At 69.2% G+C, this 24,613-nt stretch carries 20 protein-coding genes and 3 pseudogenes; 5 read left to right on the forward strand and 18 right to left on the reverse strand.

Translation table 11 applies throughout. The features are described from left to right. Nucleotides 1–2 precede the first annotated feature (2 nt). The gene (locus ACTWQN_RS23970) at nt 3–1,121 is read right to left on the reverse strand and encodes an NDMA-dependent alcohol dehydrogenase (RefSeq protein ID WP_443205797.1); all 1,119 of its coding nucleotides are present in this window, start codon (nt 1,119–1,121) and stop codon (nt 3–5) included. After that, nucleotides 1,118–2,101, reverse strand: a complete 984-nt coding sequence (locus ACTWQN_RS23975) for an LLM class F420-dependent oxidoreductase (RefSeq protein WP_443205798.1) — start codon at nt 2,099–2,101, stop codon at nt 1,118–1,120. The genes ACTWQN_RS23970 and ACTWQN_RS23975 overlap by 4 nt, the downstream gene beginning before the upstream one ends. A gap of 152 nt (nt 2,102–2,253) precedes the next feature. On the opposite strand from ACTWQN_RS23975, the gene ACTWQN_RS23980 reads away from it, so the two are divergent. Further along, the gene (locus tag ACTWQN_RS23980; protein WP_443205799.1) at nt 2,254–3,516 is read left to right on the forward strand and encodes an RNA-guided endonuclease InsQ/TnpB family protein; all 1,263 of its coding nucleotides are present in this window, start codon (nt 2,254–2,256) and stop codon (nt 3,514–3,516) included. An 18-nt stretch (nt 3,517–3,534) separates the two neighbouring features. On the opposite strand, the pseudogene ACTWQN_RS23985 reads toward ACTWQN_RS23980, so the two are convergent. The 3 genes and pseudogenes from ACTWQN_RS23985 to ACTWQN_RS23995 form a co-directional block, all read right to left on the reverse strand. Further along, nucleotides 3,535–3,726: pseudogene (locus tag ACTWQN_RS23985) on the reverse strand (aldehyde dehydrogenase family protein); the annotation flags it as partial. Nucleotides 3,727–3,739: 13 nt separating this feature from the next. Next, nucleotides 3,740–4,848, reverse strand: a pseudogene (locus ACTWQN_RS23990) (NDMA-dependent alcohol dehydrogenase). Between the two features lie 299 nt (nt 4,849–5,147). Further along, nucleotides 5,148–6,458: an Nramp family divalent metal transporter gene (locus ACTWQN_RS23995; RefSeq protein ID WP_443205800.1), complete on the reverse strand. Its 1,311-nt coding sequence runs from the start codon at nt 6,456–6,458 to the stop codon at nt 5,148–5,150. A gap of 223 nt (nt 6,459–6,681) precedes the next feature. Here ACTWQN_RS23995 and ACTWQN_RS24000 point away from each other — a divergent pair, with 223 nt between their 5' ends. Next, a complete protein-coding gene (locus ACTWQN_RS24000; protein WP_443205801.1) occupies nt 6,682–7,113 on the forward strand; it encodes a DoxX family protein in 432 nt (143 codons plus the stop codon). Between the two features lie 3 nt (nt 7,114–7,116). Here the strand turns inward: ACTWQN_RS24000 and ACTWQN_RS24005 are convergent, their stop codons facing one another. Then, the gene (locus ACTWQN_RS24005; RefSeq protein WP_443205802.1) at nt 7,117–7,590 is read right to left on the reverse strand and encodes a YkvA family protein; all 474 of its coding nucleotides are present in this window, start codon (nt 7,588–7,590) and stop codon (nt 7,117–7,119) included. A gap of 112 nt (nt 7,591–7,702) precedes the next feature. Here ACTWQN_RS24005 and murJ point away from each other — a divergent pair, with 112 nt between their 5' ends. Beyond that, nucleotides 7,703–9,331 carry a murein biosynthesis integral membrane protein MurJ gene (gene murJ / locus ACTWQN_RS24010; protein WP_443205803.1) on the forward strand — a complete coding sequence of 543 codons (1,629 nt, stop codon included), beginning with the start codon at nt 7,703–7,705 and terminating at the stop codon, nt 9,329–9,331. A 32-nt stretch (nt 9,332–9,363) separates the two neighbouring features. Here murJ and ACTWQN_RS24015 read toward each other — a convergent pair whose 3' ends face one another. The 12 genes from ACTWQN_RS24015 to ACTWQN_RS24070 all read right to left on the reverse strand — a co-directional run bounded on the left by ACTWQN_RS24015 (nt 9,364) and on the right by ACTWQN_RS24070 (nt 23,646). After that, nucleotides 9,364–10,089, reverse strand: coding sequence for a type 1 glutamine amidotransferase (locus ACTWQN_RS24015; RefSeq protein WP_443205804.1), 726 nt, complete (start codon nt 10,087–10,089; stop codon nt 9,364–9,366). Next, nucleotides 10,086–11,432, reverse strand: a complete 1,347-nt coding sequence (locus tag ACTWQN_RS24020) for a MurT ligase domain-containing protein (protein ID WP_443205805.1) — start codon at nt 11,430–11,432, stop codon at nt 10,086–10,088. Before ACTWQN_RS24020 ends, ACTWQN_RS24015 begins: the two co-directional genes overlap by 4 nt. A 62-nt stretch (nt 11,433–11,494) precedes the next feature. Further along, complete coding sequence (locus tag ACTWQN_RS24025) at nt 11,495–11,671, reverse strand: hypothetical protein (RefSeq protein WP_443205806.1); 177 nt, start codon at nt 11,669–11,671, stop codon at nt 11,495–11,497. Between the two features lie 585 nt (nt 11,672–12,256). Then, nucleotides 12,257–12,877, reverse strand: a complete 621-nt coding sequence (locus ACTWQN_RS24030; RefSeq protein WP_443205807.1) for a transglycosylase family protein — start codon at nt 12,875–12,877, stop codon at nt 12,257–12,259. A 456-nt stretch (nt 12,878–13,333) separates the two neighbouring features. Then, nucleotides 13,334–14,182, reverse strand: a complete 849-nt coding sequence (locus tag ACTWQN_RS24035) for a siderophore-interacting protein (RefSeq protein WP_443205808.1) — start codon at nt 14,180–14,182, stop codon at nt 13,334–13,336. 224 nt (nt 14,183–14,406) lie between these two features. Then, nucleotides 14,407–16,755 carry an FtsX-like permease family protein gene (locus ACTWQN_RS24040; RefSeq protein WP_443205809.1) on the reverse strand — a complete coding sequence of 783 codons (2,349 nt, stop codon included), beginning with the start codon at nt 16,753–16,755 and terminating at the stop codon, nt 14,407–14,409. After that, entirely contained in the window at nt 16,752–17,447 is a 696-nt protein-coding gene (locus ACTWQN_RS24045) for an ABC transporter ATP-binding protein (protein WP_443205810.1), read from the reverse strand. The genes ACTWQN_RS24040 and ACTWQN_RS24045 overlap by 4 nt, the downstream gene beginning before the upstream one ends. Further along, a complete protein-coding gene (locus ACTWQN_RS24050; protein WP_443205811.1) occupies nt 17,444–17,968 on the reverse strand; it encodes a PadR family transcriptional regulator in 525 nt (174 codons plus the stop codon). Before ACTWQN_RS24050 ends, ACTWQN_RS24045 begins: the two co-directional genes overlap by 4 nt. A gap of 58 nt (nt 17,969–18,026) precedes the next feature. Continuing rightward, nucleotides 18,027–18,932 (reverse strand): NrfD/PsrC family molybdoenzyme membrane anchor subunit, encoded by a 906-nt coding sequence (gene nrfD / locus ACTWQN_RS24055; RefSeq protein ID WP_443205812.1) that lies wholly within the window; start codon nt 18,930–18,932, stop codon nt 18,027–18,029. Beyond that, nucleotides 18,929–19,789: a 4Fe-4S dicluster domain-containing protein gene (locus tag ACTWQN_RS24060; RefSeq protein ID WP_443205813.1), complete on the reverse strand. Its 861-nt coding sequence runs from the start codon at nt 19,787–19,789 to the stop codon at nt 18,929–18,931. Before ACTWQN_RS24060 ends, nrfD begins: the two co-directional genes overlap by 4 nt. Before the next feature lie 5 nt (nt 19,790–19,794). After that, nucleotides 19,795–23,061: a formate dehydrogenase gene (gene fdh, locus ACTWQN_RS24065; protein ID WP_443205814.1), complete on the reverse strand. Its 3,267-nt coding sequence runs from the start codon at nt 23,059–23,061 to the stop codon at nt 19,795–19,797. Nucleotides 23,062–23,235: 174 nt separating this feature from the next. Then, the gene (locus ACTWQN_RS24070) at nt 23,236–23,646 is read right to left on the reverse strand and encodes a DUF2000 family protein (RefSeq protein WP_443205815.1); all 411 of its coding nucleotides are present in this window, start codon (nt 23,644–23,646) and stop codon (nt 23,236–23,238) included. 143 nt (nt 23,647–23,789) lie between these two features. Between ACTWQN_RS24070 and ACTWQN_RS24075 the strand changes: the two are divergent. Both ACTWQN_RS24075 and ACTWQN_RS24080 read left to right on the forward strand, forming a co-directional pair. Further along, nucleotides 23,790–24,116: pseudogene (locus ACTWQN_RS24075) on the forward strand (AraC family ligand binding domain-containing protein); the annotation flags it as partial. A 130-nt stretch (nt 24,117–24,246) separates the two neighbouring features. Next, a complete protein-coding gene (locus ACTWQN_RS24080; RefSeq protein ID WP_443205922.1) occupies nt 24,247–24,579 on the forward strand; it encodes a helix-turn-helix domain-containing protein in 333 nt (110 codons plus the stop codon). The last annotated feature ends 34 nt before the right edge of the window (nt 24,580–24,613 follow it).

Raw genomic sequence — 24,613 nt, forward strand, 5'->3', positions numbered from 1 at the left:
GCTCAGTGCTCGTGCACGACGACGCCGCGGATGTTCTTGCCGTCGGCCAGATCCCGATAGGCATCGTTGACCTCGTCGAGCCGGTACTTGCGGGTGATCAGCTCGTCCAGCTTGAGATCACCGGACCGGTACAGCCCCAGCAGGCGGGGGATGTCGTAGAGCGGGTTGCAGTCGCCGAACAGCGCGCCGCGCACCTGCCGCTGGTAGCTGATCATGTTCCCCGCGTGGACGTGCACCGCGTTGTCACCGAGTTTGCTCACGGCGGTGATGACGACCTTGCCGCCCTTGCCGACGACCTGCACGGCCGAGTTCACGATCTCCTCGGTCACCACGCCCGGAGTGCAGATGGCGCGGTCGGCGAGTTGGCCCCAGGTGGTCTCCACGACGAACTCGTGCGCCGACTGCGCATCAGCAAACGCATGCGTAGCACCAAAAACCTTCGCCATATCCCGCTTGAACTCCACGGGATCAACCACCACAACATTCTTCGCCCCAGCAAACCGCGCACCCTGCACAGCATTGCTACCCACCCCACCAGCACCGTAGATCACCACGGTGTCACCAGCCCGCACCTCGGCCGCGTACACCGCGGAACCCCAACCCGTGGGCACCCCGCAGCCGACCAGCGCGCCGATCTCGAAGGGGATGTCGTCGGCGAGCGGGACGCAGGCCCATTCCGACACCACCGCGTACTGGGAGAACGTGCCCAGCGAGCAGAACCCGCCGAGGTCCTCGTCGTCGAGGTGGAACCGGAAGGTGCCGTCGAGGAACATGCCGGTGCCCGCGTTGAGTCCCTTGACGCACATGTTCTGGTGCCCCGTCGAGCACGGTCGGCAGGCACCGCAGGCCGGGATGTAGGAGCAGACGATGCGGTCGCCGAGCTTCACCCGGCGCACGTCCGGACCCACGGCATCGACCACGCCCGCGCCCTCGTGTCCGCCGACCATCGGGAAGCGCACCGGTGCGTCGCCCTGGGTGATGTGGTCGTCGGAATGGCACAGGCCGGAGGCCGCGAACTTCACCCGCACCTCGTGCGCCTTGGGCGGGTCGAGCTGCAGATCGGTGAGTTCCCATCCCAGGTGCGGGCCGCGTGCGATGGCGGCACGGGTTGTGATGCTCATGTGGTGGCCCCCGTTTCCTGCCGAGCCGCACCGGTGACGTGCGGCAGAACCTCCGCGCCGAGCAGCGCGATGTGGTCGAGGTCGTGGATGTCGTAGATGTGCAGGTAGACGGTGTCGGCGCCAGCCTCGCCGAGCCCGATGACACGCTCGGTGACCTGTTCCGGGGATCCGATCGCCGCCTCGGCGCGCATCCGCTCCGAGCCGATGATCGATGCCCGACGCCGCGCCTCGTCGAGATCGGATCCGCACGCCACCGGCAGCACGGCGGAGCGCCGCGCCTCGTCCGGATCGCGGCCGATCGCCTCGCAGGCCCTCCCGAAGATCGCGTACCGCTCGCGCAGGTCGCCGCCCAGTGCGCCGTTGAACTCGTTGGCGTACTTGGCCGCGATGGCCGGGGTGCGCTTCGGTCCGGTGCCGCCGATGATGATCGGCGGGTGCGGGGACTGCGTCGGCTGTGGCGGAGTTCGGTTGGATTCGACGCGGAAGTGCTTGCCGTCGAAGGAGAATCCCGGATCCTCCCCCGGCGGTGTCCGCCAGAGTCCGGTGATGATGGCCAGTTGTTCTTCGAACCGGTCGAACCGTTCGCCGGTCGTGGGGAAGGGCATCCCGAACGCGGCGTGTTCGCGGGCGTACCAACCTGTTCCGATGCCCAACTCCACTCGGCCGCCGCTCATCTCATCCACGGAGGCGACGATGTTCGCGAGCAGTCCCGGGTTGCGGAAGGTCGATGCGGTGACCAGCGATCCGAGCCGGACCCGCTTGGTTTCGCGGGCCAATCCGCCCAGGGTGGTCCAGCAGTCGGTCGGCCGGTAGGTCCGGTCGTCGGGGTCGACGCCGAAGAGGTGGTCGGAGCGGAAGAACGCTTCGAAACCCGCCTGTTCGGTCGCCAACGCGAGGGCGAGGATGTCGTCGTAGCGGGATCCGTGCCGGGGCTCCATGAGCACCCGCATCCGGATCCCGTCTCCGTCACGCGGCGCCACGGATCGACACCGTCTTCACCGAAAATCCGTAGTGCGGAGGCCCCCGGATTTATCCGTGGGGAGGAAGCACGTCAAGTTCCTGCTCACGCGCCCAGCGGTAACCATCAAGCCCGTTCCTTACTCGTGTCGGTACTACCTGGAAAATGATCTGTATGAGGACGGCGTACAAGGTTCGGGCTTACCCGGACTCCGAGCAGGCGGCCCAGCTGGGCCGCACGTTCGGTTGTGTACGCCTGGTCTGGAACAAGACCCTCAGTCAGCGGCACCGCGCCTACCACGCCCACGGCACCAAGACGTCCTACAGGGAGACCGACGCCGCGTTGACGGCGTGGAAGAAGACCGAGGACCTGGCGTTTCTGTCGGAGGTGTCGAGCGTGCCGTTGCAGCAGACGTTGCGGCATCAGCACGCCGCCTACGCGAACTTCTTCGCCGGACGCGCGAAGTACCCGCGTTTCAAATCCCGCAACGGGCGCCAGTGCGCGCACTACACCCGTTCGGCGTTCAGCCTGCGTGACGGCCGGTTGACGCTTGCCAAACACGCGAAACCGCTTGAGTTCGTGTGGTCCTGGGACACCGAGACCCTGGCGACCCTGAACCCGACAATGGTCATCGTGTCTCGGGAACCGGACGGGCGTTGGTACGTGTCGTTCGCTGTCGATACCGACGACCCCGACCCCCTGGCGGAGATCGGCAGCGTGGTCGGTGTGGATCTCGGAGTGAAGGACTTCGCCACCTTGTCCACCGGGGAGAAGATCGCCAACCCCCGGAATCTGAAACGCAAGGCCCGAAACCTCGCCCGCTACCAGCGCCGGATGGCCCGCAAACAGCGCGGGTCGGCGAATCGCCGCAAAGCCAAGAACAAGGTCGCCCGTGCCCACCGCAAGATCCGCGCCGCGCGCCAAGACTTCCTGCACCGCACGAGCACCCGCCTGGTGCGTGGGCACGACCTCATCGCAATTGAGGACCTCAACGTCGCGGGCATGACCCACGGCGCCCAGGGCACCGTCGACAAGCCCGGCCGCAACGTCCGCGCCAAATCCGGCCTCAACCGTGCGATCATGGACGCCGCGCTGGGTGAGTTCCGGCGCCAACTTGAGTACAAGGCCCAACGCGCGGGAAAGCGCGTCGTGGTGATCGACCGCTGGTACCCGTCCAGCAAGACGTGCTCCGCGTGCGGGAACCTGCTGAACAACCTGACACTGTCGGTGAGGCACTGGACGTGCCCCGACTGCGGCACCCGGCACGACCGGGACCACAACGCCGCGAAGAACATCCTTGCGGCAGGTCTTGCCGTAGCCGGGCAAACCCCCGGCGATGCCTGCGGAGCCGGTGTAAGTCGGAGCGATTTTGCTCGCACGCAGTCGGCTGCGAAGCAGGAAACCCAACCTGTGAGGGTTGGAATCCCCCGCCTTTAGGCGTGGAGAGGAAGTCAACGCGACCTGTCCGGCCTGCAGCCCGCGCGACATGCGCACCGCCCGGCCGATGTCTCGGGTCCACACCGAAGCGACCAGGCCGTAGTTCGTTCCGTTGGCCACCGCTAACGCCTCCTCCTCGCCGTCGACCGGGATCACCGACAGCACCGGACCGAAGATTTCCTCTTGCGCGATCCGCATTCCCGGATCCACCTGGATTGGCTCCTCAGTGCTCGTGGATGATCACGCCACGGATGTTCTTGCCGTCCAACATGTCCTGATAACCCTGGTTGACCTCGTCGAGCCGGTACTTGCGGGTGATCAGCTCGTCCAGCTTGAGATCACCGGAGCGGTACAGCCCCAGCAGCCGGGGAACGTCGAACAACGGGTTGCAGGCACCGAAGATCGCGCCCTGCACGCGCCGCTGGTAGCCGATGAACATCCCGGCGGGACCGGAGATCGAGCCGTTGCCGACCGCGGTGATGGTGACCTGGCCGCTCTTGCCGACCACCTGGATGGCGCGTTCGATGACCTCGTCGTGCAGCACCCCTACGGTGATGATCGCGTGGTCGGCGAGCTCGCCCCAGGTGGTCTCCACGACGAACTCGTGCGCCGACTGCGCATCAGCAAACGCATGCGTAGCACCAAAAACCTTCGCCATATCCCGCTTGAACTCCACGGGATCAACCACCACAACATTCTTCGCCCCAGCAAACCGCGCACCCTGCACAGCATTGCTGCCGACTCCACCAGCGCCGTAGATCACCACGGTCTGGCCGGGCCGGACTCCTGCGGCGTGCACCGCCGAACCCCAGCCCGTCGGTACGCCGCAGCCGACCAGCGCGGCGATCTCGAAGGGGATGTCGTCGGGTATCGGGATGACGGAGAACTCGGAGACGACCGCGTACTGGGAGAACGTCCCGAGCACGCAGAGACCGCCGAGGTCCTCGCCGTCGAGGTGGAACCGGTACGTCCCGTCGAGGAACATGCCGGTGGCGGCGTTCTTCCCGGAGTCGCAGAGGTTCTGCCGCGCCGTCGAGCAGTAGCGGCAAGAGCCGCAGGCCGGGATGAAGGAACACACCACGTGGTCGCCGACCGCGACCGTGTCACGCCTTCGCCCACCGCATCGACGACACCGGCACCTTCGTGGCCGCCGACCACCGGGAAACGCATCCGCGCGTCGCCCTTCTGGATGTGGTCGTCGGAATGGCACAACCCGGCCGCGTAAAATTTGATCCGGACCTCGTTGGCCTTCGGCTCGTCCAGCTCGATGTCCGTGATCTCCCACGGGCGACCGGGTTCCCGGCAGATGGCAGCACGCGTGGTCATGCTCATTGAGGCCCCGTTCCTGTGATCGGGTCTGTTCGCGACGCCCGGATGCTCCGGTCGGCGCGGGAAAGGACTGCGCGGGCGCCGCAGAACCGTGGTGATCGCGCTGACCCGCGGCAGCTCTCACGATGCCGCGCGGCACCGCAACCAAGCGAGAGTGCTTTCACGTCACGGAAGCCAGGCCCACACCCACCCCGCCACAACGATGCGGACGAGGTGAAGGGCACCTTTGACCGGCATAGTCGGTCAATGGTGCCCTTCACTCTTCACCTGATCGGAGAGCGCCCATACCGGGCGGGGGGGCTTCAGAACAGCGGGGCGAAGGTTTGGACGAAGCCCTGCACGGCGGCGATGCAGACCAGCGCCGCGACCAGTCCCAGGGCGATGTTCTCCTTCCAGGAGTTCCGGTGCGGTCCCATCGAGTGCCTGCTGTTGAGCAGCGTGATCACCCCGATCACGATCAGCACCAGGAACGGGGCGGTCAGCACGTGCGCGATCACCACCAGCGGGATGAATCCCGGCCCGCCGGGCAGGGACCACAGCACGGCCGACAGCCCCCAAATCACCACCGCGATGTAGACCGGATCCTTGCCGCGTTCCGGATAGCGGCCCTCTCGCTGCGGACGCACCACATGCAGCGATTCGACGACCATCTTGCCGAGCGCGAACACCGAGCCGGCCACGACCGTCCAGCCCGCTCCGAACAGTCCGAAGTAGAAGATGAACGCACCCACCGGGCCGATGGCAGAGGCGAGCGCATCCGCGATGTCGGATGCCTCCGACACGCCCTGGCCGCCGTGCAGCACCTCGGCCCCGAGCACCCACACGACTCCGCCGAGGAACAGCACCACGATCGAACCGAACAGCAGGTCGTACTGCTGCAACCGCCGATAACGCGGTGCCAGCCAGCCCTTCTCGCGCAGGAACTCCGGGTAGAACAGGTTGGCCATCGACCCGATGGTGGCCAGCACCAGGCTGGCCGCCACGAGCGTGGCGTCGAACGGGCCGCTGCGCTCCGGGAAGTCGAACGCCAGACCGCCGAGCATCGCTTTCCAGCTGACGCCGACCAGGGCGATGGCCACGATGAAGGTCACCACCTTGATGGCCAGCACGCCCTTGAGCACGTTCTCCAACACCTGGTAGACGCCTCGCGCGGTCACCAGGAACACCGAGGCGGCGCCGATCAGCGCCCCGACGAACGGCGACACCGCGCCACCGGTCAGACCGCTGACGGCCACGCCCACCGCGCTGAGGCTGAACGACATGAGCAGGTGGGTGTAGAGCACGAAGGAGATCAGCAGCAGCCATCCCATCGCCGGGTGCAGCCGCGCCAAGCCGCGGATGAGGCTCGGATCGTCGCGGACGTTGAACAGCACGTACTTGCCCAGCGCGTTGACGAAGACGAATCGCAGGACCACCGCGAGCGGCAGCACCCAGAGCAGGGCGTATCCGTAGTTGCCGCCCGCCACCGAGTTGTCGATCAGGTCGCCGGTGCCGACCCAGCTCATCGCGACCACGATGCCTGGGCCGAAGGAACGCAGGTAGGAGAAGAACCCCTTGGGCAGGTCGGGCTCGGCCGGTCGTTGGGAATCGTCGCTGGACAACTGCTGGCTCATCGTGGTCCCCGATCAGCGGCGCTGCTGGTTCGACTGCGGTGTCGGCGCACGGGCCGATGAGTCATTCTGAGATATCATATCTTGATATACCAAGCCCTGGATCGGCAGAAACCCTGGCGCTCGCTGCCGCGAAGCATCGAGATGACTGGTGCTCGGCCGAGCACCACACTGGTGGTACCGACCTCGCCCCGTCGGGAGGTCTGCGCATGACACGGGGGGAACCATGAACGTCGTTCGCGATTTCTTCGCATTCATCGGACGGCTCGGTATCGGAGTCATCCTGTTCGCCCACGGCTGGCAGAAGATCGTCGACTTCGGGGTGGCCGGTGTCGCGCAGGGCTTCACCAGCTTGGGCATCCCGCTGCCGCACGTCGCCGCCTGGTACGCCGCCCTGGTGGAACTCGTCGGCGGCGCCATGCTGATCGTCGGGCTGCTGCTGCCGCTGGTCGGCGTGCTGGTGGCCGTCGAGATGGCGGGCGCGCTTTTCCTGGTGCACCTGCCCTTCGGACTGTTCGCGCCCACGGGCTTCGAGCTGGTGCTGGCCATCGGCGTCGCCGCGTTGGCGCTGGGCTTCAACGGCGGCAACTGGTCGATCGACCACGCCCTCTTCGGACGCCACCGGGCCGCGGCCCAACCCACTGCCGCCGCCGCGTGACGGCTACCCCGCGTCCACCTCGCGGGAGGAATCCCGAACCGCCAGGTAGTTGCCCGCTTCGGCGTACATGCTGGTCAGCAGCCAGGTACCGACGCCGATGTCGTCGCCGATGCCCAGCAGTGGCAGGAACTCCGGGATGAAATCGATCGGCGAGATCAGGTAGGCCACCGCCACCAGCCAGAGCACCAGTTGGTAGCGCGGCAACGCGGGATTGCGCCCTCGGGCGGTGGCCAACACCATCGCCGGGACCGCGCGGGCGCGCCGCACGGGGCTGCCCACCGGCGCCGCCCGGTGCGCGCGGATCGCCGCCCGCATCGGAACGCGGCGCCGAGCCGCCGCGACAACACCAGCCACGAGCGCGCCGAGCCCAGCGGCGATCAGACCGACAGGCAGCAACCAGCCGCCAGCGACGTCCCCACCGGTCACAACCGCCACGACCAACCCGGCCACCAGCAGCAGCCCGCCGACCACGATCATCGCCGTCTCCGTTCCCCTTCGGTGTGATCAGGTTGCCACGAGTCGGCCTCGCACGGCGATGGCGGTCATTTCGTGGCACGGTCGGCGCAGGCTTTGAGAACTGGGGAGCGACGTGGTCGATCAGGCCGAATCGCGGGTTCGCGGCACCTCACTGGCCCGTGCCAGCGCAGCGATGGCGGTGGCCACCGCGGTCAGCCGGATCAGCGGTCTGCTGGCGAAGGTCTTGCTGGTGGCCGTGCTCGGACTGGGCATGGTCAACGACTCCTACACCGTCGCCAACACGCTGCCGACCGTGGTCAACGAACTGCTGCTGGGAGGCGTGCTGACCAGCATCGCGGTGCCGCTGCTGGTGCGGGCGCAACAGGAGGGCGGTCGGCGGGGCGAGGCGTACGCGCAGTGGATGATCACCATGGGTGGGGTGCTGCTGCTCGTCGCCACCACGGCCGCAGTGGCCGCCGCTCCGCTGCTCACCGAGCTCTACCTCGGCCCCGACACCCGCGCCAACGCGGCGCTGACCACCGCATTCGCCTACCTGCTGCTGCCCGGCATCATTTGCTACGGCCTGTCCGCGCTGCTGCAGGCGATCCTGAACGTCCGCGGCGTGTTCGGCACGCCCGCCTGGGCTCCGGTGCTCAACAACGTCGTCGTGATCGCCACAGTTGTGGTGTACGCGCTGCTGCCCGGCGAGATCTCCACCCACCCGGTGCGCATGGGCGAGCCGAAGCTGCTGGTTCTCGGCATCGGTACCGCGCTGGGCATCGCCGCCCAGATGTTGATCATGGCCGTTTCGCTGCGCCACAGCGGATTCCGGTTCCGCTGGCGGTGGGGCTGGGACCGCAGGCTGTCGGAGTTCGGCGGACTCGCCGCTTGGGTCGTGCTCTACACGCTGGTCAGCCAGGTGGGCATGGTGGTGATCACCCGTGTCACCGGACAGGGCACCACCGGCAGCGTGACGACCTTCAACTACGCCTGGCTGCTGTCCCAGGTCCCCTACGGAGTGCTCGGCGTTTCGCTGCTCACCGCGCTGATGCCCCGCATCAGCCGAGCCGCCGCGGCCGGGGACACCGGCGAATTCGTCGGCGACGTGTCGCTGGGCACCAGGATGAGCGCGGTGCTGCTGATGCCGATCAGCGCGCTGCTGGTGGTGGCCGGCGGTCCGATCGGCGTGGCGTTCTTCTCGCTGGGCGCCAGCGATGTGGCCGCCGCCGACCGGCTCGGCTGGGCGCTGGCGGCCGCCGCGCTCGGCGTCGTTGCCTTCGCGATCACGATGCTTCAGCTGCGCGCCTTCTACGCGATGAAGGACGCCCGCACGCCGACCTGGATCAACGTGATCATGGTGGCGGTGCGCTGCGTGCTGTGCTACGCGGCCCTCGCCGTGCTGGATCCGCGCGACCTGGTCATCGGGGTCACCGCTGCGATGTCGGCCAGTTTCGTGGTCGGCGCGATCGTCGGCCAGGTCTGGCTGCGGCACCGGGTCGGTCGGCTGCGGACCTGGCGCACGCTGGTCGGCATCCTGCGCGCACTCGTCGCCACCCTGCTCGGCTGCGGTTGCTCGGTCCTGGCGATCATCGGGCTGCACAGCGCTCTCGGCCCGCTCGAACCGATCGCCGACGCGTGGCTCTCGCTGGTCGTGCACACGGTCGTGGTGCTGGCGGTGAGCTTCGGCGTGCTGGCGCTGGTCCGCGCCCCAGAGCTCAAACCGGCGCTCGACCGGTTGGCCCGCATCGCTGGCCGCCGCTGAGTTCCGCTGCCCCCCAACCGCGACTGGCGATGCTATTTGCGGTTTCGGACGTGCAGGCGAGTCCGCTCGGCGCGCAGCGCCCGCAGCTCCGGTGGGTCCGGCACCGGCTCCAGCGGCTCCCCGAGAGCCCACTCCAGCAGCAGGTCCGCCAATTTCGGGTTGCGCGCGAGCACCGGGCCGTGCAGATAGGTGCACACGACGTGCCCGCTGACCGCACCCTCGGCGTCGTCGTGACCGTTTCCGGTGCCGCGCACCACGCGGCCCAGCGGCTGCGAATCGGGTCCGAGCCGGGTTCGGCCGAGGTGGTTCTCGAATCCGGTGAGCATGCCGACACCGCCCACAGTGGACTGCGTGGTCACCTCGCCGATCGCGCGCCCGTCGCCGGGCTCGGTGGCCGCGTCGACCAGGCCGAGTCCGGCGTGCCGCGCGCCGTCGCCGGTGACGAAGCTCGTCCCGAGCACCTGCAACCCGCCGCAGATGCCCAGCACCGGGCAGCCGCGGTCCACCGCGCGCCGCAGTCCCGGGCCGCGGTGCAGGAACCGCACCGCCGCGACCTGCGCGACGTCCTCACCACCGCCGATCAGGTACAGGTCGCAGGATTCCGGCACCGCGTCCGAAGAGGACAGCACCGTCACCGTTTCGCTGTCGATGTTGCGCCACTTCAGCCGCTGCGCCAGCACGATGACGTTGCCGCGATCGCCGTAGGTGCCCAGCAGGTCCGGTAGCACCAGGGCGAGGCGGACCCGATCGCGCGTCATCGCCGACTCCTGGCGACGAGGTCGCGGAACGCCGTGTAGTTGGCGATCACGTGCGCGACGCCACCGGCCGATCCGGTCAGCGCGTCGTCCACGCTGGTGGCCACCGCACCGGGCACCCCCGCGTAGCGCAACCGCACCGCCAGATCCAGCGCCCGATCCCCCGCCACCCGCACCGGCCGGTCGCGCAGCATCTCGAAGTCGACGTCCCACAGCCACGACACGTCGTGCCCGTCGGCCTCCCGGCTGTTGACCACCAGCACCAGCGGATGGTCGTCGCCGGAGACCAGATCGAGCATCTCCAACCAGCTCGCCGGGTTCTTCGCCAGCAGCAGCCGCACCGGCCGACCCGCCAGCCGCACCGTGCCGTAGCGCCCGGCGGCCTGCGAGATCCGGCGGATGCGCGCCAGCGCGGACTCCCGGTCGCAGCCCAGGTGCAGCGCCGCGGCCAGCGCGAAGGTCGCGTTGACCCGGTTGACGTGACCGGGCAGCGCCAGGTCCAGTTCGACGCGGGTGCCGTCGGCGGCCACCGCCGCGCCGTCGGTGACCGTCCAGTCCGCCTCGGGACGCGCGAGACCGCAGGCGCAGCGCCAAGCCCGGTCGATGTCGCCGATGAACGTGCCGCAGCTCGGGCAGTTCAACGCGTCGTCCTTCCACCGCACCCCACCGGAGATCCACGTGACCGACGGGTGATCGGCGGCCGCGAAAACGACGTTGGGGTCGTCGCGGTTGGCGATCACGTGCGTGCCGGGAGCCTGTGCCAGCGCACGGCGCAGACTCGCGGCGACGGTGCGGATCTCGCCGACCCGGTCGAGCTGGTCGCGGCTGAGGTTGAGCAGCAGGATCGTCGCGGGTTCGAACTCCCCGGTCACCCGCGCCAGGTGCAGCTCGTCGACCTCCAGCGCGGCGAACGGGGCGTCCGGCCGGGTCATCAGCGCGGCGACGTGACCGTCGAGCATGTTGGCACCGGTGCCGTTGCTGACCGCCGGCGCCCGGGAGCGCAGCGCCTCGGCCACCATCTGCGTGGTCGTCGTCTTGCCGTTGGTTCCGGTGACCATCACGACACACCGACCGATCGCCAACCGGTGCAGCACCCGCGGTTGTACGCTGAGCGCCAACCTACCGCCGATCATCCCGCCACTGCCCAGGCCGAGACGTCGCGACATCGACGAAGCCAGCCGTCCCAGATCCACCGCGATCGTGGTTCGCAGGTCCAGCCGATGGGTGCGGCGGGTCGGTGGGGCGGCTGGGCCGGGAACCACCCGCCAGCGCTGGCTGGCCGGTGGTCGTCGGGTCGATGTACCGGCCGCCGCCACTTCGCCGGGGTCTCGTGTGGTGTCGGTCATGCGTCCCCTCCCCCGCAGCGCACGCCGCACGCGGCGCGCCTAGGTCGGCTCGGGGCGGCGCATCACCACCAATCGGCCGCACTTGGTCGCGCCGCCCGTCGCTTCTTCGCCAGTGTGGCGCGGGTTCGGCGAAACAGCGCGACGATCAACAGCAGGACACCGGCGACGATCGCCGTCGGTCCCACCCAGCCGTGCAAGGTGGAAAGCTCGACCAATTCGGTGTGCTGGCCGGAGGACATCGTGGTGCCCCCTTTCTGCGGTTTCGGGGCGATCCCGGCATCGGAAGGCGCGCCGGAACTCGATCACGGCCATGATCCAGGGCACCGCGGGTCGATCCCGGTCCCAACATGCCGACGAATCACCCCGCTGAGAACCATTCACCCTCAGTGCTGAGTCATTGACACGGAATGTGAATGCGTCGGATCAGCAGAAGTGTCGCGGCAGATTGAGATTGCGCGTCAATTCGGTTTCTGCACAGGGAATTCAGCACTGTCAAGCCGCCACTCCGCTTTGCCTGCTTCCCCTCATCAGGTTCAATGCCGCAATACGCACGGCGATCATCGAAGCCGTCGCTAGGCTCAGAACGATCCCGATCGGTACTGCACCACCCGAAGGGAGCTCGCCGTGACCGAAGCTCTGGTGCTGATCCTGATGACCGGACTCGCAGTCGGGGGCATCAGCTGGACCGCCTGGGACATCCGCAGCGATCTGCGCCGCCGCAAGCTCAAGTGACCCGCGGCGTCCATCAGGAAGAACAAGGGACCCCGCCGGAGAGAGGCAGGCGGGGTCCCTTGCGTATCGCCCGGTCGCGCGGACCGAGCGGGTCACTTCACGGTCAGCTGCTGACCGGGGAAGATCAGGTTGGCGTCGCGGACGGCGTTGCGGTTCTTCTCGAAGACCGACTGCCAGCTCACGTCGAACTTCGCACCGATGGCGCTGAGCGTGTCACCGGCCTGCACCGTGTAGGTGCCCTCGACCGACACGGTCTTCTTGATCTCGGTCTTGGTCTCGCTCTTCGGGGTGGCCTGCTTGGCGGCACCGCCCGACGAGACGTCCTGGTGCTGCGCACCGCCGCTAGCAGTCAGGCCCGCCTTCTTCGAGCACACCGGCCAGGCGCCCGGCCCCTGCTCCTGCAGAACCCGCTCGGCGACCGCGATCTGCTGCTCACGGCTGGCCTGCGCGGCGTTCGAGGCGTAATTGGTACCACCGAAGCTGGACCAGGTGGACTGGCTGAACTGCAGGCCGCCGTAGTAGCCGTTGCCGGTGTTGATCTTCCAGTTGCCGCTGCTCTCGCACTTCGCGACAGCGTCCCAAGTGGACTCCGAAGCCGCGTTGGCCGGCAGGGTCAGGGCGAACGGCGCGGCGACCACGGCGCCGGCCAGGGCCACCCGCATGATGTTGCGGCCGGTGGCGATCTTGCGGTGCTTGCCTCGGGAGCTAGCCATGTTTCGTCTCCAGCAACGCCTGCGCTGACGTCGGCGCGGCCGTCCGGTCTCGATCGGACGCCGGGTTCGCCGGTGGTCGTCAGGTCCCTGCCCCGATGCGCGTTGTCGGGGGTCGGAAAGCCCGCGGGGCAGGGTTCGGCGTAGCGGACTTCCGGTGTTGCCTTCGCCGGCTCGGGGTGCCGACGGGGGGCCACGCTACGTAGCGGGAATCCTGAGACCAAACCGTGAGCAAGTGGCCATCGTCACAGAAACATCGACAAGATCGCCGCGATTGCGTCGTTTCACCAGTTCATATCTTGATCGATGAATCAACTACCGACGAAAGTCGATCACCTAGAGTGAGATATAAGCCACCTCTCACACTTTTGGGTGGCTACGGAGAGCTACGAGCCAGACTCGATCAGTTCTGGTCAGCGCATGAAAAGGGCCGCGGAAATGATCTCCGCGGCCCGTTGCTCAGTCCCTCGGTTCGTCCTCGGATCTGCCGTAGCGCCAATAACCCATGAACGTCACGGCAGCCCGGTCGAACCCCCGCTCGTCGAGCAGGTGGCGCCGGACCGAAGTGACCATCGCGGACTCACCGGCGAGCCAGGCGTACCGATCGCCGCCGAGCAGCGAGGCCGCCCGGATGGCGGGCAGCAGCACGGCGCCAGGGCGGCGATCACCACGCGGCAGCCAGTGCACCTCGACGTCCGCCGCGCTGGCGAGGTGCTGCGCGTCGGACGCGTCCGGAATCTCGACGTAGACCGCGGCCCGCACGCCAACCGGCAGTGCGGTCAGGATGCCGCCGATCGCGGGCAACGCGGTCTCGTCACCGACGAGCAGCGCCGACCCGCGCAGCGCGTCGAGTCGGAACTCCACACCACTGCGCCGCGAAGCCGGGCATTCGGCGTTCGGCGCGTACACGACCAGCCGGTCCCCCGGCTTGGCCCGCCCGGCGAACGCCGAGGCGGGACCGATGTCGCCGTGCAGCACGAAGTCGACGTCGAACTCGCCGCGCTCGGGCCGGTGCGCGCGCACCGTGTAGCTGCGCAGCTTCGGGCGGATCTCCGGCGGCAGCTCCCGCAGCGCCTGATACGGCCGGGTGCCGCTTGGCACCACCGGTTCCGACTGCTCCGGCAACGGGAAGATCATCTTGACGCGCTGGTCGAGCCCGCCGCTGGTCATCGCCGACAACTCGGGGCCGGTGAAGGTGATCCGGACGAGGTGTCGGCTCAACCGCCACACCTCGGCGACCTCGATCCGGAACAGCCGGAACGGCGAAGCTTCGGTCAGGTCGGGCCGCGGCGGACTCAAGATCGTCATACGGGGAACTCCGGGTGAGCACTCGTCAGCGCAGCAAAACGATCAACGCTTTAACGAAGCCTAACCTAACCACTAACCCGAGACCTTGCAGCCCCACGCCACCGCCGAATGAAGCCCAACTTCGATCACCACTGAAACCATAGGTACAACAAACCGAGTGAAGGGCACCATTGACCGGCTATGTCGGTCAAAGGTGCCCTTCACTCAGTGGGAAGCTCCGCGGGTCACTCGGTGCGGAGGCCCGTTGGGTTGGTGGCGCGGCTCAGCGATGGGAGGGTCAGGGCTGTTACCACCAGGACCGCGGCGGTGGCGAAGGTGAACAGGCCGAGCATGCCTGGGATGTCGAACGCCAACTGGTCGGCGACTTCTAGGGCCGCTGCGACCAGTACCCCGAGCAGCACACCGGTGGCCGAGGCCAACGCGGTGGCGACCAGCATCGGCACCGCGTTCTGCAGCAGCAGCGACCACCACAGGGTCCGGCGGCGCACCCCGACCGCACCGAGCACCGCCAGCGGACGCCGCCGTTCCTGGATCTGTTCGGCTGCCGAGACGAACAGGCTGCAGCCGATCAGCGCGAAGGTGAGCAACGCGCCAGCCAGCAGTGCGGCTCGGACCGCGGCCAGCCACGGCACCGCTGCCGACCTCGATGCCGAGGACGTACCGGTCTGGTTCTCCACCGTCGAATCCGGCAGGCGCACCGCCGCGATGTTGCGGATGTGCTCGATCAAGTCCGGGGAGGCCGTCGGGTTGATCCTGAGCTGCACGGCGACGTAGCGGGAGCCGTCCGGGATGCCGGTGGCCGCCGCAGGTGTCAGCAGCAGTCCCACTTCCCGGTACTGGACCACGTCCACGGCAGCCACCGGGCGCAGTTGCGCCGGGACCTCCCAACTCGGACCGTCGGTCGCGGGAGTCTCGCTGTCGTATTGGGCGTTCGCGAGGCGGATCCGTTCGCCGGGGCGCGGTGCTCCGTCGGGCAGGTGTGGCACGAACGCATCGCCGTCGCGGCAATCCGGCACCTCGACGAACCGCGCCAGTTCAGCGCACTCCCCGATGGCCACCGTCCAGCTGCGCATCGTGGCGTCGTCGTATTCGGAATCGGCGAGGACCGCGGAGCGCAGATCGTCAACGCCGGGCAGCGCCCGCAGCTCGCGTTCCGCCTGCTGGCGGGCTGCGGCACTCGTCGGCAGTGCCGTGATGATCGACGCGTTGCCCCACTCACGCGGCTGTGGCACGGGTTCGGCCGAGGCGGTGAGATCGCGGTCGATGGTCGCCACCACCGTCTGCAATCCGATCACCCCGGTCACCACCACGGCGATCGCGCTGACCGACCGCGCGGCCGTGCCGCTGGTCAACTGCAGTCGCCGGACCGCCAGCTGCCAAGCCGTCGCACCGCCCCGCAACCGGCCCACCGCGCGTTCGACGCACCACGGCAACAGCACCGGAATCGCCACCAGCACCAGCACGACCGACGTGATGAACACCGGCAGCAGGTTCGATCGGCCCGGTTGGTCGACGGCGAGCCACAGCAGTCCGAGCGCACCGATCACCAGCGGCACCAGACGCCAGGCCAGCCGCCGCGGCCGGAACACCGTTCGGCGCGTGACTTCCAGCGGTTCGGTGATCGTGTGCCGCAGCGAAGCGGTCGTGACCAGTACCGCGAGGGCCGGGATGCCCAGCGTGACGAGCGCCGCGAGCCACCAGACGGGCTGGATGTCGAAGGCGAAGACGGCGGACTGGATGAGGGGCCGATCGGTCGCGGCGGTGCGTGCACCCAAGAACAGCACCCACCCCAGTGCCACCCCGAGCAGCGTTCCCGCCAGTGCTTCGCCAGCCGCCATCCGGCGGACCTGCCTGCCGCTGGCCCCGATCAGCCGCAACGCCGACAGGCGGCGTTGCCGCGCGGTCTCGGCAAGCCTTGCGGTCGCCGCCACGTAAACGACGACCGGCACCAGCAGCGCCGCGAGACCCAGCGCGAGCACGAACCAGGCGTCGGTCGGGAACGCCGACTGCGGTTCGCGAACGCCGCCTTCGCCGAAGTGCTCGACGACCCCGCCAACGCGGGCGCTCTGCGGCGAGAGCGCATCCGTCCCGGCGTAGTAGAGCAACTCGTCGGGGCTGACCAGGCCCGCATCGCCGATGACACCGACGATCTGGGCTGGCAACCGCGGTTTCAGCAGCTCACCGCTGGGACTTTCGAGCAGTTCCCGCAGTGCCGGGGAGACCACCATCTCGCCCGGTCCGGGATTGCGGGTCAGACCAGGCGGTACCGGCGCGTCCGCACGCCGGTTCTGCACCAGCATGCCGCCGATCCCCTCGCCCCGGTACTGCACAGATGTATGCGCGACGAGCACACCGGCCGACGGGTCCGTCCCATCGGTACTCGCGGTTCTGGTGTTCTCGCGCGCCGCACGGGCTTCGTAGGCGTGCGGTATCGCGGCCGCCGCCAAGAGCAACGCCACGCCGAGCCCGATGCCGACGCCGGTGACCGCCAGCCGCCCCCACGGCCGTCGGCCGCTGATCGCCAGCCGGAACCCGAAGGCCAGGTTCCGCAACCAATCCCGCGCAGTCGTCATCGGGCCACCTCGGCGAGCTGGGCGCGGCCGTCGCGGAGCACGACCTCGCGGTCGGCGTAGGCGGCGACCCGCGCTTCGTGGGTCACCAGCACCACTGCCGCACCCGATTCCCGCGCGGCCCGTGTCAGCAGGTTCATCACCTGTTCACCGCCGGTGGAGTCCAGCGCGCCGGTCGGCTCGTCGGCGAAGATCACCGCGGGGTCGGCCACCAACGCCCTGGCCAACGCCGCGCGCTGGCCCTGCCCGCCGGAGATGTCGCCGGGTCGCGAATCGGCCACCCCGGCGATGCCCAACTCGTCCAGCCAGCCCGCCGCCTTGGCCTCGGCTTCCCGGCGCCCGACCCCGGCCAGCCGCAGCGGCAGCGCGATGTTCTCCCGCACCGTCAACTCCGGCACCAACTGCCCGAACTGGAAGACGAAGCCGAAATCCTTGCGCCGCAAGGCACTGCGCCGTTCGTCGGAAAGCCCGGTGAGCTCCGTGCCGCGGTAGTGGATCTGACCGGACCGCGGCAGCCGGATCCCGGCCAGGCAGTGCAGCAGGGTCGACTTGCCGGAGCCGGAAGCACCCATCACCGCGACCATCTCCCCCGCTTCGACCGACAGCGCGGCGCCGCGCAGTGCCGGGGTGGGACCGAAGGAAAGGTGCAGGTCGGTACCGACGAGAAGTGGCTCGGTCGCTGACCGATCGGTCACTGGGAAACCTCCTGGGACAACGGTTCGAGGCGGGTGACGGCGAGTTCGAGCCACCGCAGGTCCGCCTCCAGGTGGAAGAGGGCGTAGTCGTGCACCAACTGCTCGCCGGGTTCGGCTTCGGCCTTGCGGCGGGTCAGTTCGCGCATGCGGGCCAGGTGGGCGCCGCGCTGCCGGTCGAGCACCTCCGTGGCATCGCGACCGGAGCGAACGGCGAGCACGACCTTGGCGTAGAGGGTGTTGTGCAGCTCCGCGACGGGTTTCTCCGGTGTGGACAACCATTTCTCGACCCGCCGCTTGCCTGCGTCGGTGATCGAGTAGCGCTTGCGGTCGGGTCCCTCGCCGGACTCGACACCGTCCACTTCGACCAGTTCGTCCCGCAGCAGCCGGGACAGCGTCGCGTAGACCTGCCCGTAGGCCAGCGATTTCGCGTGCCCGAAGCTCGCGTCGTAGGCCCGTTTCAAGTCGTATCCATAGCTGGGGCCGCTTTCCAGCAGCCCCAGCATGGTGAGACTGATCGACATGGAGACGACTATACACACGATGTATATACCGGGTGTATAGATCCCCGGATCTGGTGGATCAGCTGGGCAGGCCGTTTCGCTGGGGCACGACGGTGTAGCGCGGATCGCGGACCGACGCGCGCCCGGCCTCGAAGATCCCGTACCGCGTCGCGGCGGCCGCGGCGTTCAGGCACAGCCCCGAGGCGATCGCCGCGCCGCGACAGCGTCCGGCCAGCAGCGCCGTGCCCGCGCCGACGCACGCCAGCGCGCGGGCGGTGCGCAACACCGCGCCCGCGCGGCCCTGCCGGTAGACCTCACCGACCAGGCCGATCCGCCGGTGCATGCGCTGGCCCGCCGCCAACTCCAGCGCCGCACCGGCGATGGCCATCCGCCGGGCCGGTGCGGATTCGCCCGGCGCGGCGAGCATTCCCACCGCCCCGGCGCTCGACACGGCGCTCCCGGCGAACAGGAACGGCAGTTCGCGGTGGGCTTCGTGCCAGCCCGGGACCGCGGTGTCGGCCAGCAGCACGGCTGTGTAGGTCGTCATCGCCGGGGCGATCACCCCGGCCGTGGTGCTGGCCGCCCGGCCGAGCGTCGGCAGCCAGCCGGTGAGCTCGCTGGCCACGCCCGCACTGGAAAGCGCCGAGAACGGTGCCAGGATCCAGGACCCGACGCTCAGCGGCGAGGTCGGTTTCAGCACCCGCAACATGTTCAGGAACCGCGCGGGGCGGCCGAGATCGTGGACCAGCGCCGCGACGCTGGCCGTCGCCCCCACCGCCGCGGCCCACCGACCCGCGCGGGCCAACTGCCGACGCCCGGTGAGATCCGCGCACAGCGCCATCGTCGACGACGCCCCGGCCATGCCCCCGAGGTAGAGGTACGCGGGCACGTCCGGCACCTTCCACACCGGCTGCTTGAGCACCGGCCGACCGTAGTAGGACCGGAACTCGGCCTCCGGCACCATCAGCCGATCGCCGCGCTTCACCGCTTGCCCCCGAGGAAGCACCCGGCGATCATCGCCGCCGCAGTCAGCGCCGCGCCTGCCGCGTGCCGCCACATCGACGGCAGATCGCGCGTGGTCACGACCGGATCCGGCGGTAGCCCGTAGACCTCGGGGTCGTCCAGCAGCAGGAAGAACGCGCCATCGCCGCCGACCCCGTCGGCTGGGTCGTGGCCGTACAACCGCGCACCGGTGACGCCCTGGTCGTGCAGTTCGGCGACGCGCCCCTCGGCGCGGTCGCGGAGTTCGTCGAGCGGACCGTACTGGATGGACTCCGTCGGGCACGCCGTCGCGCAGGCGGGCATCAGCCCCGCCCCCAATCGGTCCTGGCACAGCGTGCACTTCGCGGCGCCGCCGGTGTCGGGGCGAACGTCGATCACCCCGTACGGGCAGGCGGGCACGCAGTAGCCGCACCCGTTGCACACGTCGTCCTGGACCAGCACGGTGCCGTACTCGGTGCGGATCAGCGCACCGGTCGGGCACACGTCCAGGCAAGCCGCATGGGTGCAGTGCTTGCAGACGTCCGAGGACATCAGCCAGCGCACCTGGTCCCCGCCCATCCCCGGCATGCCCAGGTCCACAGTGGAGTTCGGCTGTTCGACGAACGCCACGTGCCGCCAGGTCGTCGCGCCGAGCGCACCGGTGTTGTCGTAGGACATCCCGGTGAGGTCGAGGCCGTCCTCGGGCAACAGGTTCCACTGCTTGCAGGCGACCTCGCAGGCCTTGCAGCCGATGCAAACGCTGGTGTCGGTGAAGAATCCGACGCGCTCGGGATGATCCGGTGGATATCCCGCCTCCGCCGCCGGATCCGCCAGCGGGCCGCTCAACCGGTTCCGGGTCACGAGCCTCACTCCCCTCCCCGTCGTGGATCGTCGGCGTGCTCCATGCCGGTGTCTTCGGTGATGCCCGCGCGCCTGCGGTACTCCTCGACGTAGCGGACCAGCGCGGGACCGCGCGGGCGGCGTCCCGGCTGGACGTCGCAGCTGCCCGCCTTGGTCTCCATGATGTGCACGTTGGGATCCAGCGCGACGTTGACCAGTTCGTTGGCAGCATCGCCGACCGTCAGGCCGTTGGGTCCCCAGTGCCACGGGATGCCGATCTGGTGGATCGTGCGCGCGCCGTGCCGCAGCGGCCGCATCCGGGCGGTCACCAGCACCCGGCCCTCGATGGCGCTGCGGGCGGTCACCACGGTCGCCCAGCCCAGGTGCCGCAGCCCGCGTTCGGCGGCCAGCTCCGGCGAGATCTCCAGGAACATCGCCGGGGCCAGTTCGGACAGGTGCGTCAGCCATCGGCTCATGCCGCCCGCGGTGTGGTGTTCGGTGAGCCGGAAGGTGGTGAACACGTACGGGAAGACCTCGCTGCCGGGCTCGCCGCCGCTGGGCTGGTACCGGTTCTCCGGCCGGGAACGCACCTGCCGCGCCGGATTTCGCTGCTGCGCGGTGTGGATCCGGTTCTCCAGCGGTGATTCCTGCGGCTCGTAGTGCGCGGGCAGCGGCCCGTCGACCATTCCGGCAGGGGCGTACAGCCAGCCGCGGCCGTCGGTCTGCATGATGAACGGTTCGCTGCCCGCGATGCCTTCCGGGCCGGTGGCGCCGGGCGCGGGCAGGTAGTCCGGGCGCTTGTCGCGGTCGAAGTCCGGGATGTCGTGACCGATCCACGCACCGCGCTGCTCGTCCCACCAGACGTAGGCCTTGCGGTCGCTCCAGGGCCGACCGTCCGGGTCGGCCGATGCCCGGTTGTAGAGCAGCCGCCGGTTGTCGGGCCAGGCCCAACCCCACTCGGGCGCGACCCACGACTGCTGCTGTCCGGGACGTCGCCGGGCCGCCTGGTTGATCCCGTCGGCGAAGACGCCGCAGTAGATCCAGCAGCCGCAGCGGGTCGAACCGTCGGCGCGCAGCTGGGTGTAGGACGTCAGCGGGTTGTCGTCGGCGTCGACGCCGTTGATCTCGCGGAGCACCGCTGCCGCGCTCGGCTCGTCCAGTTCTCCTTCGGTCGGGTAGTCCCAGGTCAGCTCCAGCAGCGCCCGGTTCCGGGCGTCGTCCGCCGAGGCCTTTTCCCGCAAGCGTCGGCCAAGGTGGTAGAAGAACCACAGGTCGCTGCGCTGATCTCGGTGCGGCTGGACGGCTTTGTGGTGCCATTGCAGCAGCCGCTGGGTGTTGGTGAAGCTGCCGTCCTTCTCGGTGTGCGCGGCGGCGGGCAGGAAGAACACCTCGGTGCCGATGTCCTCGGTGCGCATCTCGCCGGTCTCGATTTCGGGGCCGTCCCGCCAGAAGGTGGCGGTTTCGATCATGTTGAGATCGCGGACCACCAGCCAGTCCAGGTTGGCCAGGCCCATCCGCTGCTGGCGCGCGTTGGCCGTGCCCGCCGCCGGGTTCTCACCGACGACGAAGTAGCCCTTGCCGAGTCCTTCGATCTGGTTGACCGCGGTCTGGAAGGTGCCGTGGTCGCCGGTCAGCCGCGGCAGCCGGTCGAAGCAGAAGTCGTTGTCGGCGGTGGCGTGCTCACCCCACCAGGCCTTGAGCAGGCTGACCAGGTAGGCGCGGATGTTCGCCCAGTAACCGCGGGCGAGTTCGTCCTCGGCGACGAAGGAATCCAGGTCGAAGTCGGCGTGCGCGTGCGGCATCGGGATGTAGCCGGGCAGCAGGTTGAACAGCGTCGGGATGTCGGTCGAGCCCTGGATGCTGGCGTGCCCGCGCAACGCCAGGATTCCGCCGCCGGGCCGACCGATGTTGCCCAGCAGCAGCTGCAGGATCGATGCGGCGCGGATGTACTGGGAGCCCACGGTGTGCTGCGTCCAGCCGACCGCGTAGGCGATGGCCGTGGTGCGCTCCCGGCCCGAGTTGGCCACCAGTTTTTCGGCCACCCACTGGAAATCCGCGCGCGGGACACCGCAGACCCGCTCCACCATTTCCGGGGTGTAGCGGGCGTAATGCCGTTTGAGCAGTTGGAAAACGCAGCGGGGGTGCCGCAGGGTCGGGTCGGTTTCGGGGCGGCCGTGGTAGACCGCACCACCGGATCCGGTGCGTTCGCAGCGGCTGGTGTCGCGCTCGCGGCCGTACACCGTCGTGGGGGCCGGGCCGTGATCACCATCCGAGGGGACCGCGGTGCAGCGCTCGTACTGCCAGCTGGTGGTGTCGTAGGTGCCGACTTCCGCGTCGAAGCCGGAGAAGACGCCGTCCAGGTCCTCCGTATCGCGGAAGTCCTCGCCGACGATCATCGCCGCATTGGTGTAGGCCGCGACGTAGTCGTGGAAGTAGGCGTCGTTGCTCAGCACGTGGTTGATCAGCGCGCCGAGGAACGCGATGTCGCTGCCCGCCCGCAGCGGCACGTGCCGGTGTGCCAGCGCCGAGGTGCGGGTGAACCGCGGGTCCACGTGGATGATCGTGGCACCGCGCCGCTTGGCTTCCATCACCCACTGGAAACCGACCGGGTGCGCCTCGGCCGCGTTGGACCCCTGGATGAGGATGCAGTCCGCGTTGGCGAGGTCCTGCTGGAAGGTGGTGGCGCCGCCGCGCCCGAAGGAGGCACCCAGACCGGGCACCGTGGCGGAGTGTCAAATGCGGGCCTGGTTCTCCACCTCGATGGCACCGAGGGCGGTGTAGAGCTTCTTCATGAGGTAGTTCTCCTCGTTGTCGAGGGTCGCTCCTCCGAGGCTCGCGATGCCCGTCGTGCGCCGCAGCGGTCGGCCGTCGGCGTCGGTGTCCTGCCAGGTGGCGGCCCGGGTGGCCAGCACCCGGTCGGCGATCATGTCCATCGCGGTGTCGAGGTCGAGGTCCTCCCACTCGGTGCCGTGCGGGCGGCGGTAGCGGACCTTGGTCTGCCGCAGCGGCGAGGTCACCAGCTCACGGCTGGCCGAGCCCTTCGGGCACAACCGGCCGCGGCTGATCGGCGAATCCGGATCGCCCTCGATCTGGGTGACCGCGCCGTCCTGGACGAAGATCCGCTGGCCGCAGCCCACCGCGCAGTACGGGCACACCGACCCGACCACTTCGTCGGCGTCCTCGGTGCGCGCCCGCCGGGCGTCGGTGCGCTCCGACCGGGCCGCCGTGCCCCGCCCCAGCGGATCGGCCCCGGCCAGTTGGCGCGCCACCGGCCATCGCAGCCACTCGACCATCGGATGTCTCCCAACCCCGTGCCCCCAGGAGAAACCCGGCGACGCGCAGCCGCAAGCTCAGCGCTGGGCAGCCAGATCCGGGCGATCGGTGCGGCCAGCGACAGTCCGCCCGAGCGCAGCAGGGCGCCGAGGTCCTGACCGGGACGGCCTCCGCCGGTCTGGTCGATTTGGCCGTCAGGGATGCAGGACGAGTCCCTTGCAGACCTTGTCGACGGCGCCCCGCGCGTCGTGGACGGCGAATCCCACCAGGTCCAGTTCGCCGGTCGCCCTGGCCGCCACGACGGCCCGGTTGTCGACGTCGTTGCCGGTACCGAACATGTCCTCGGTGTAGATCGCCGACGCCATGCCGCGCTCGACGGTTCGGGCGTGGGCCCGCGCGATCTCGTCAGCGGAGGCGGCGAAGACGAGCACCGGGTGCCCCAGCAGCGGCAGGTAGCGAACTCCGTCGCCGTCGACGTAGTCGGCGCCGACCAGGTCGGGGTTCGCCGCGGTGATACCGCTGATCAGGAACGCGGTCACGTTCAGCTTCTGCCACTCGGCCAGGTCCTTGCGCACGACGACAGCGATCTTCGTCCGGGTTGCCATGCCCGCATCCTCACCGCCGCGTCGAGCACCTGTCTTGAACGCTCGTGCACCCGGCACCTCGGGGCCGGAGGGACAATGGCGGCATGTCCGAGCGCTCCGAGTGGTCGCGGTACTGGCGGTCCGGCCGGTTGCCGGTCGAGGCGATGCGCGCGCATTTCGAACGCCACACCTACGACCTGCACAGCCACGACGCCTACTCGTTCGGCATCACCGAGGTCGGCGCGCAGACGTTCCGCTGTCGAGGCGCACGACGCACCAGCACCGCGGGCATGGTGATGGCGTTCAACCCGGACGACCCGCACGACGGCCGGGCGGCCTTCGACGGCGGGTTCACCTACCGGATCGTCCACATCGGACCGGAACTGATCCGCGGGGTGCTCGCCGATGCGGCACAGCTACCGGTCGGCGCACCGCTGTTCGCCGAGCCCGTCCTGCACGATCCCGTCTTGGCGACCGCGTTGGACCTACTGTGCACCGCGCTCGCGGAACAGGAGAGCTCCTTGGCCCAGGACGAGGCCCTGCAGCAGGCCGTGCGGGCGATGGTGCAGCGCGGCGCGGTTCGTCCCGCGCCGCCCGGCTGGGCACCAGATGCGCGGCGTGATGACCCCGGGTTGCGCCGGGTGCGCGACCTGCTGCACGCGCGCTTCGCCGACGACCTCGGCATCGAAAGCGCTCGCCGAGGTCAGCTCCCGCAGCAGGTTCGCGCTGACCCGCGGGTTCCGCGCGGTGCACGGGCTGACTCCCAGCGAGTACCAGCGCCAGCTCCGGCTGCGCCACGCGCGCCGCCTGCTGGCCGAGGGCAGCACCCCGGCCGAGGCTGCCACCGCATCCGGTTTCGCCGACCAGAGCCACCTCACCCGCTGGTTCCGCCGCCACTACGGGATCACGCCCGGCACGTTCCAGGGCGCCGATCGCTTCGACCGCGCGGCGTAGCAGGGGAAATCCCGGTTCGCACCGGAACAACCGC

The organism is Saccharopolyspora antiqui (assembly GCF_052246905.1).
Lineage (GTDB): Bacteria > Actinomycetota > Actinomycetes > Mycobacteriales > Pseudonocardiaceae > Saccharopolyspora.

Bases quoted from the DNA above. Each gene is read 5' to 3' on its own strand.
- ACTWQN_RS23970 (WP_443205797.1), bottom strand. From the start codon at position 1,121: ATGAGCATCACAACCCGTGCCGCCATCGCACGCGGCCCGCACCTGGGA.
- ACTWQN_RS23980 (WP_443205799.1), top strand. From the start codon at position 2,254: ATGAGGACGGCGTACAAGGTTCGGGCTTACCCGGACTCCGAGCAGGCG.
- ACTWQN_RS23995 (WP_443205800.1), bottom strand. From the start codon at position 6,458: ATGAGCCAGCAGTTGTCCAGCGACGATTCCCAACGACCGGCCGAGCCC.
- ACTWQN_RS24000 (WP_443205801.1), top strand. From the start codon at position 6,682: ATGAACGTCGTTCGCGATTTCTTCGCATTCATCGGACGGCTCGGTATC.
- ACTWQN_RS24005 (WP_443205802.1), bottom strand. From the start codon at position 7,590: ATGATCGTGGTCGGCGGGCTGCTGCTGGTGGCCGGGTTGGTCGTGGCG.
- ACTWQN_RS24015 (WP_443205804.1), bottom strand. From the start codon at position 10,089: ATGACGCGCGATCGGGTCCGCCTCGCCCTGGTGCTACCGGACCTGCTG.
- ACTWQN_RS24020 (WP_443205805.1), bottom strand. From the start codon at position 11,432: ATGACCGACACCACACGAGACCCCGGCGAAGTGGCGGCGGCCGGTACA.
- ACTWQN_RS24025 (WP_443205806.1), bottom strand. From the start codon at position 11,671: ATGTCCTCCGGCCAGCACACCGAATTGGTCGAGCTTTCCACCTTGCAC.
- ACTWQN_RS24030 (WP_443205807.1), bottom strand. From the start codon at position 12,877: ATGGCTAGCTCCCGAGGCAAGCACCGCAAGATCGCCACCGGCCGCAAC.
- ACTWQN_RS24035 (WP_443205808.1), bottom strand. From the start codon at position 14,182: ATGACGATCTTGAGTCCGCCGCGGCCCGACCTGACCGAAGCTTCGCCG.
- ACTWQN_RS24040 (WP_443205809.1), bottom strand. From the start codon at position 16,755: ATGACGACTGCGCGGGATTGGTTGCGGAACCTGGCCTTCGGGTTCCGG.
- ACTWQN_RS24050 (WP_443205811.1), bottom strand. From the start codon at position 17,968: ATGTCGATCAGTCTCACCATGCTGGGGCTGCTGGAAAGCGGCCCCAGC.
- ACTWQN_RS24070 (WP_443205815.1), bottom strand. From the start codon at position 23,646: ATGGCAACCCGGACGAAGATCGCTGTCGTCGTGCGCAAGGACCTGGCC.
- ACTWQN_RS24080 (WP_443205922.1), top strand. From the start codon at position 24,247: ATGACCCCGGGTTGCGCCGGGTGCGCGACCTGCTGCACGCGCGCTTCG.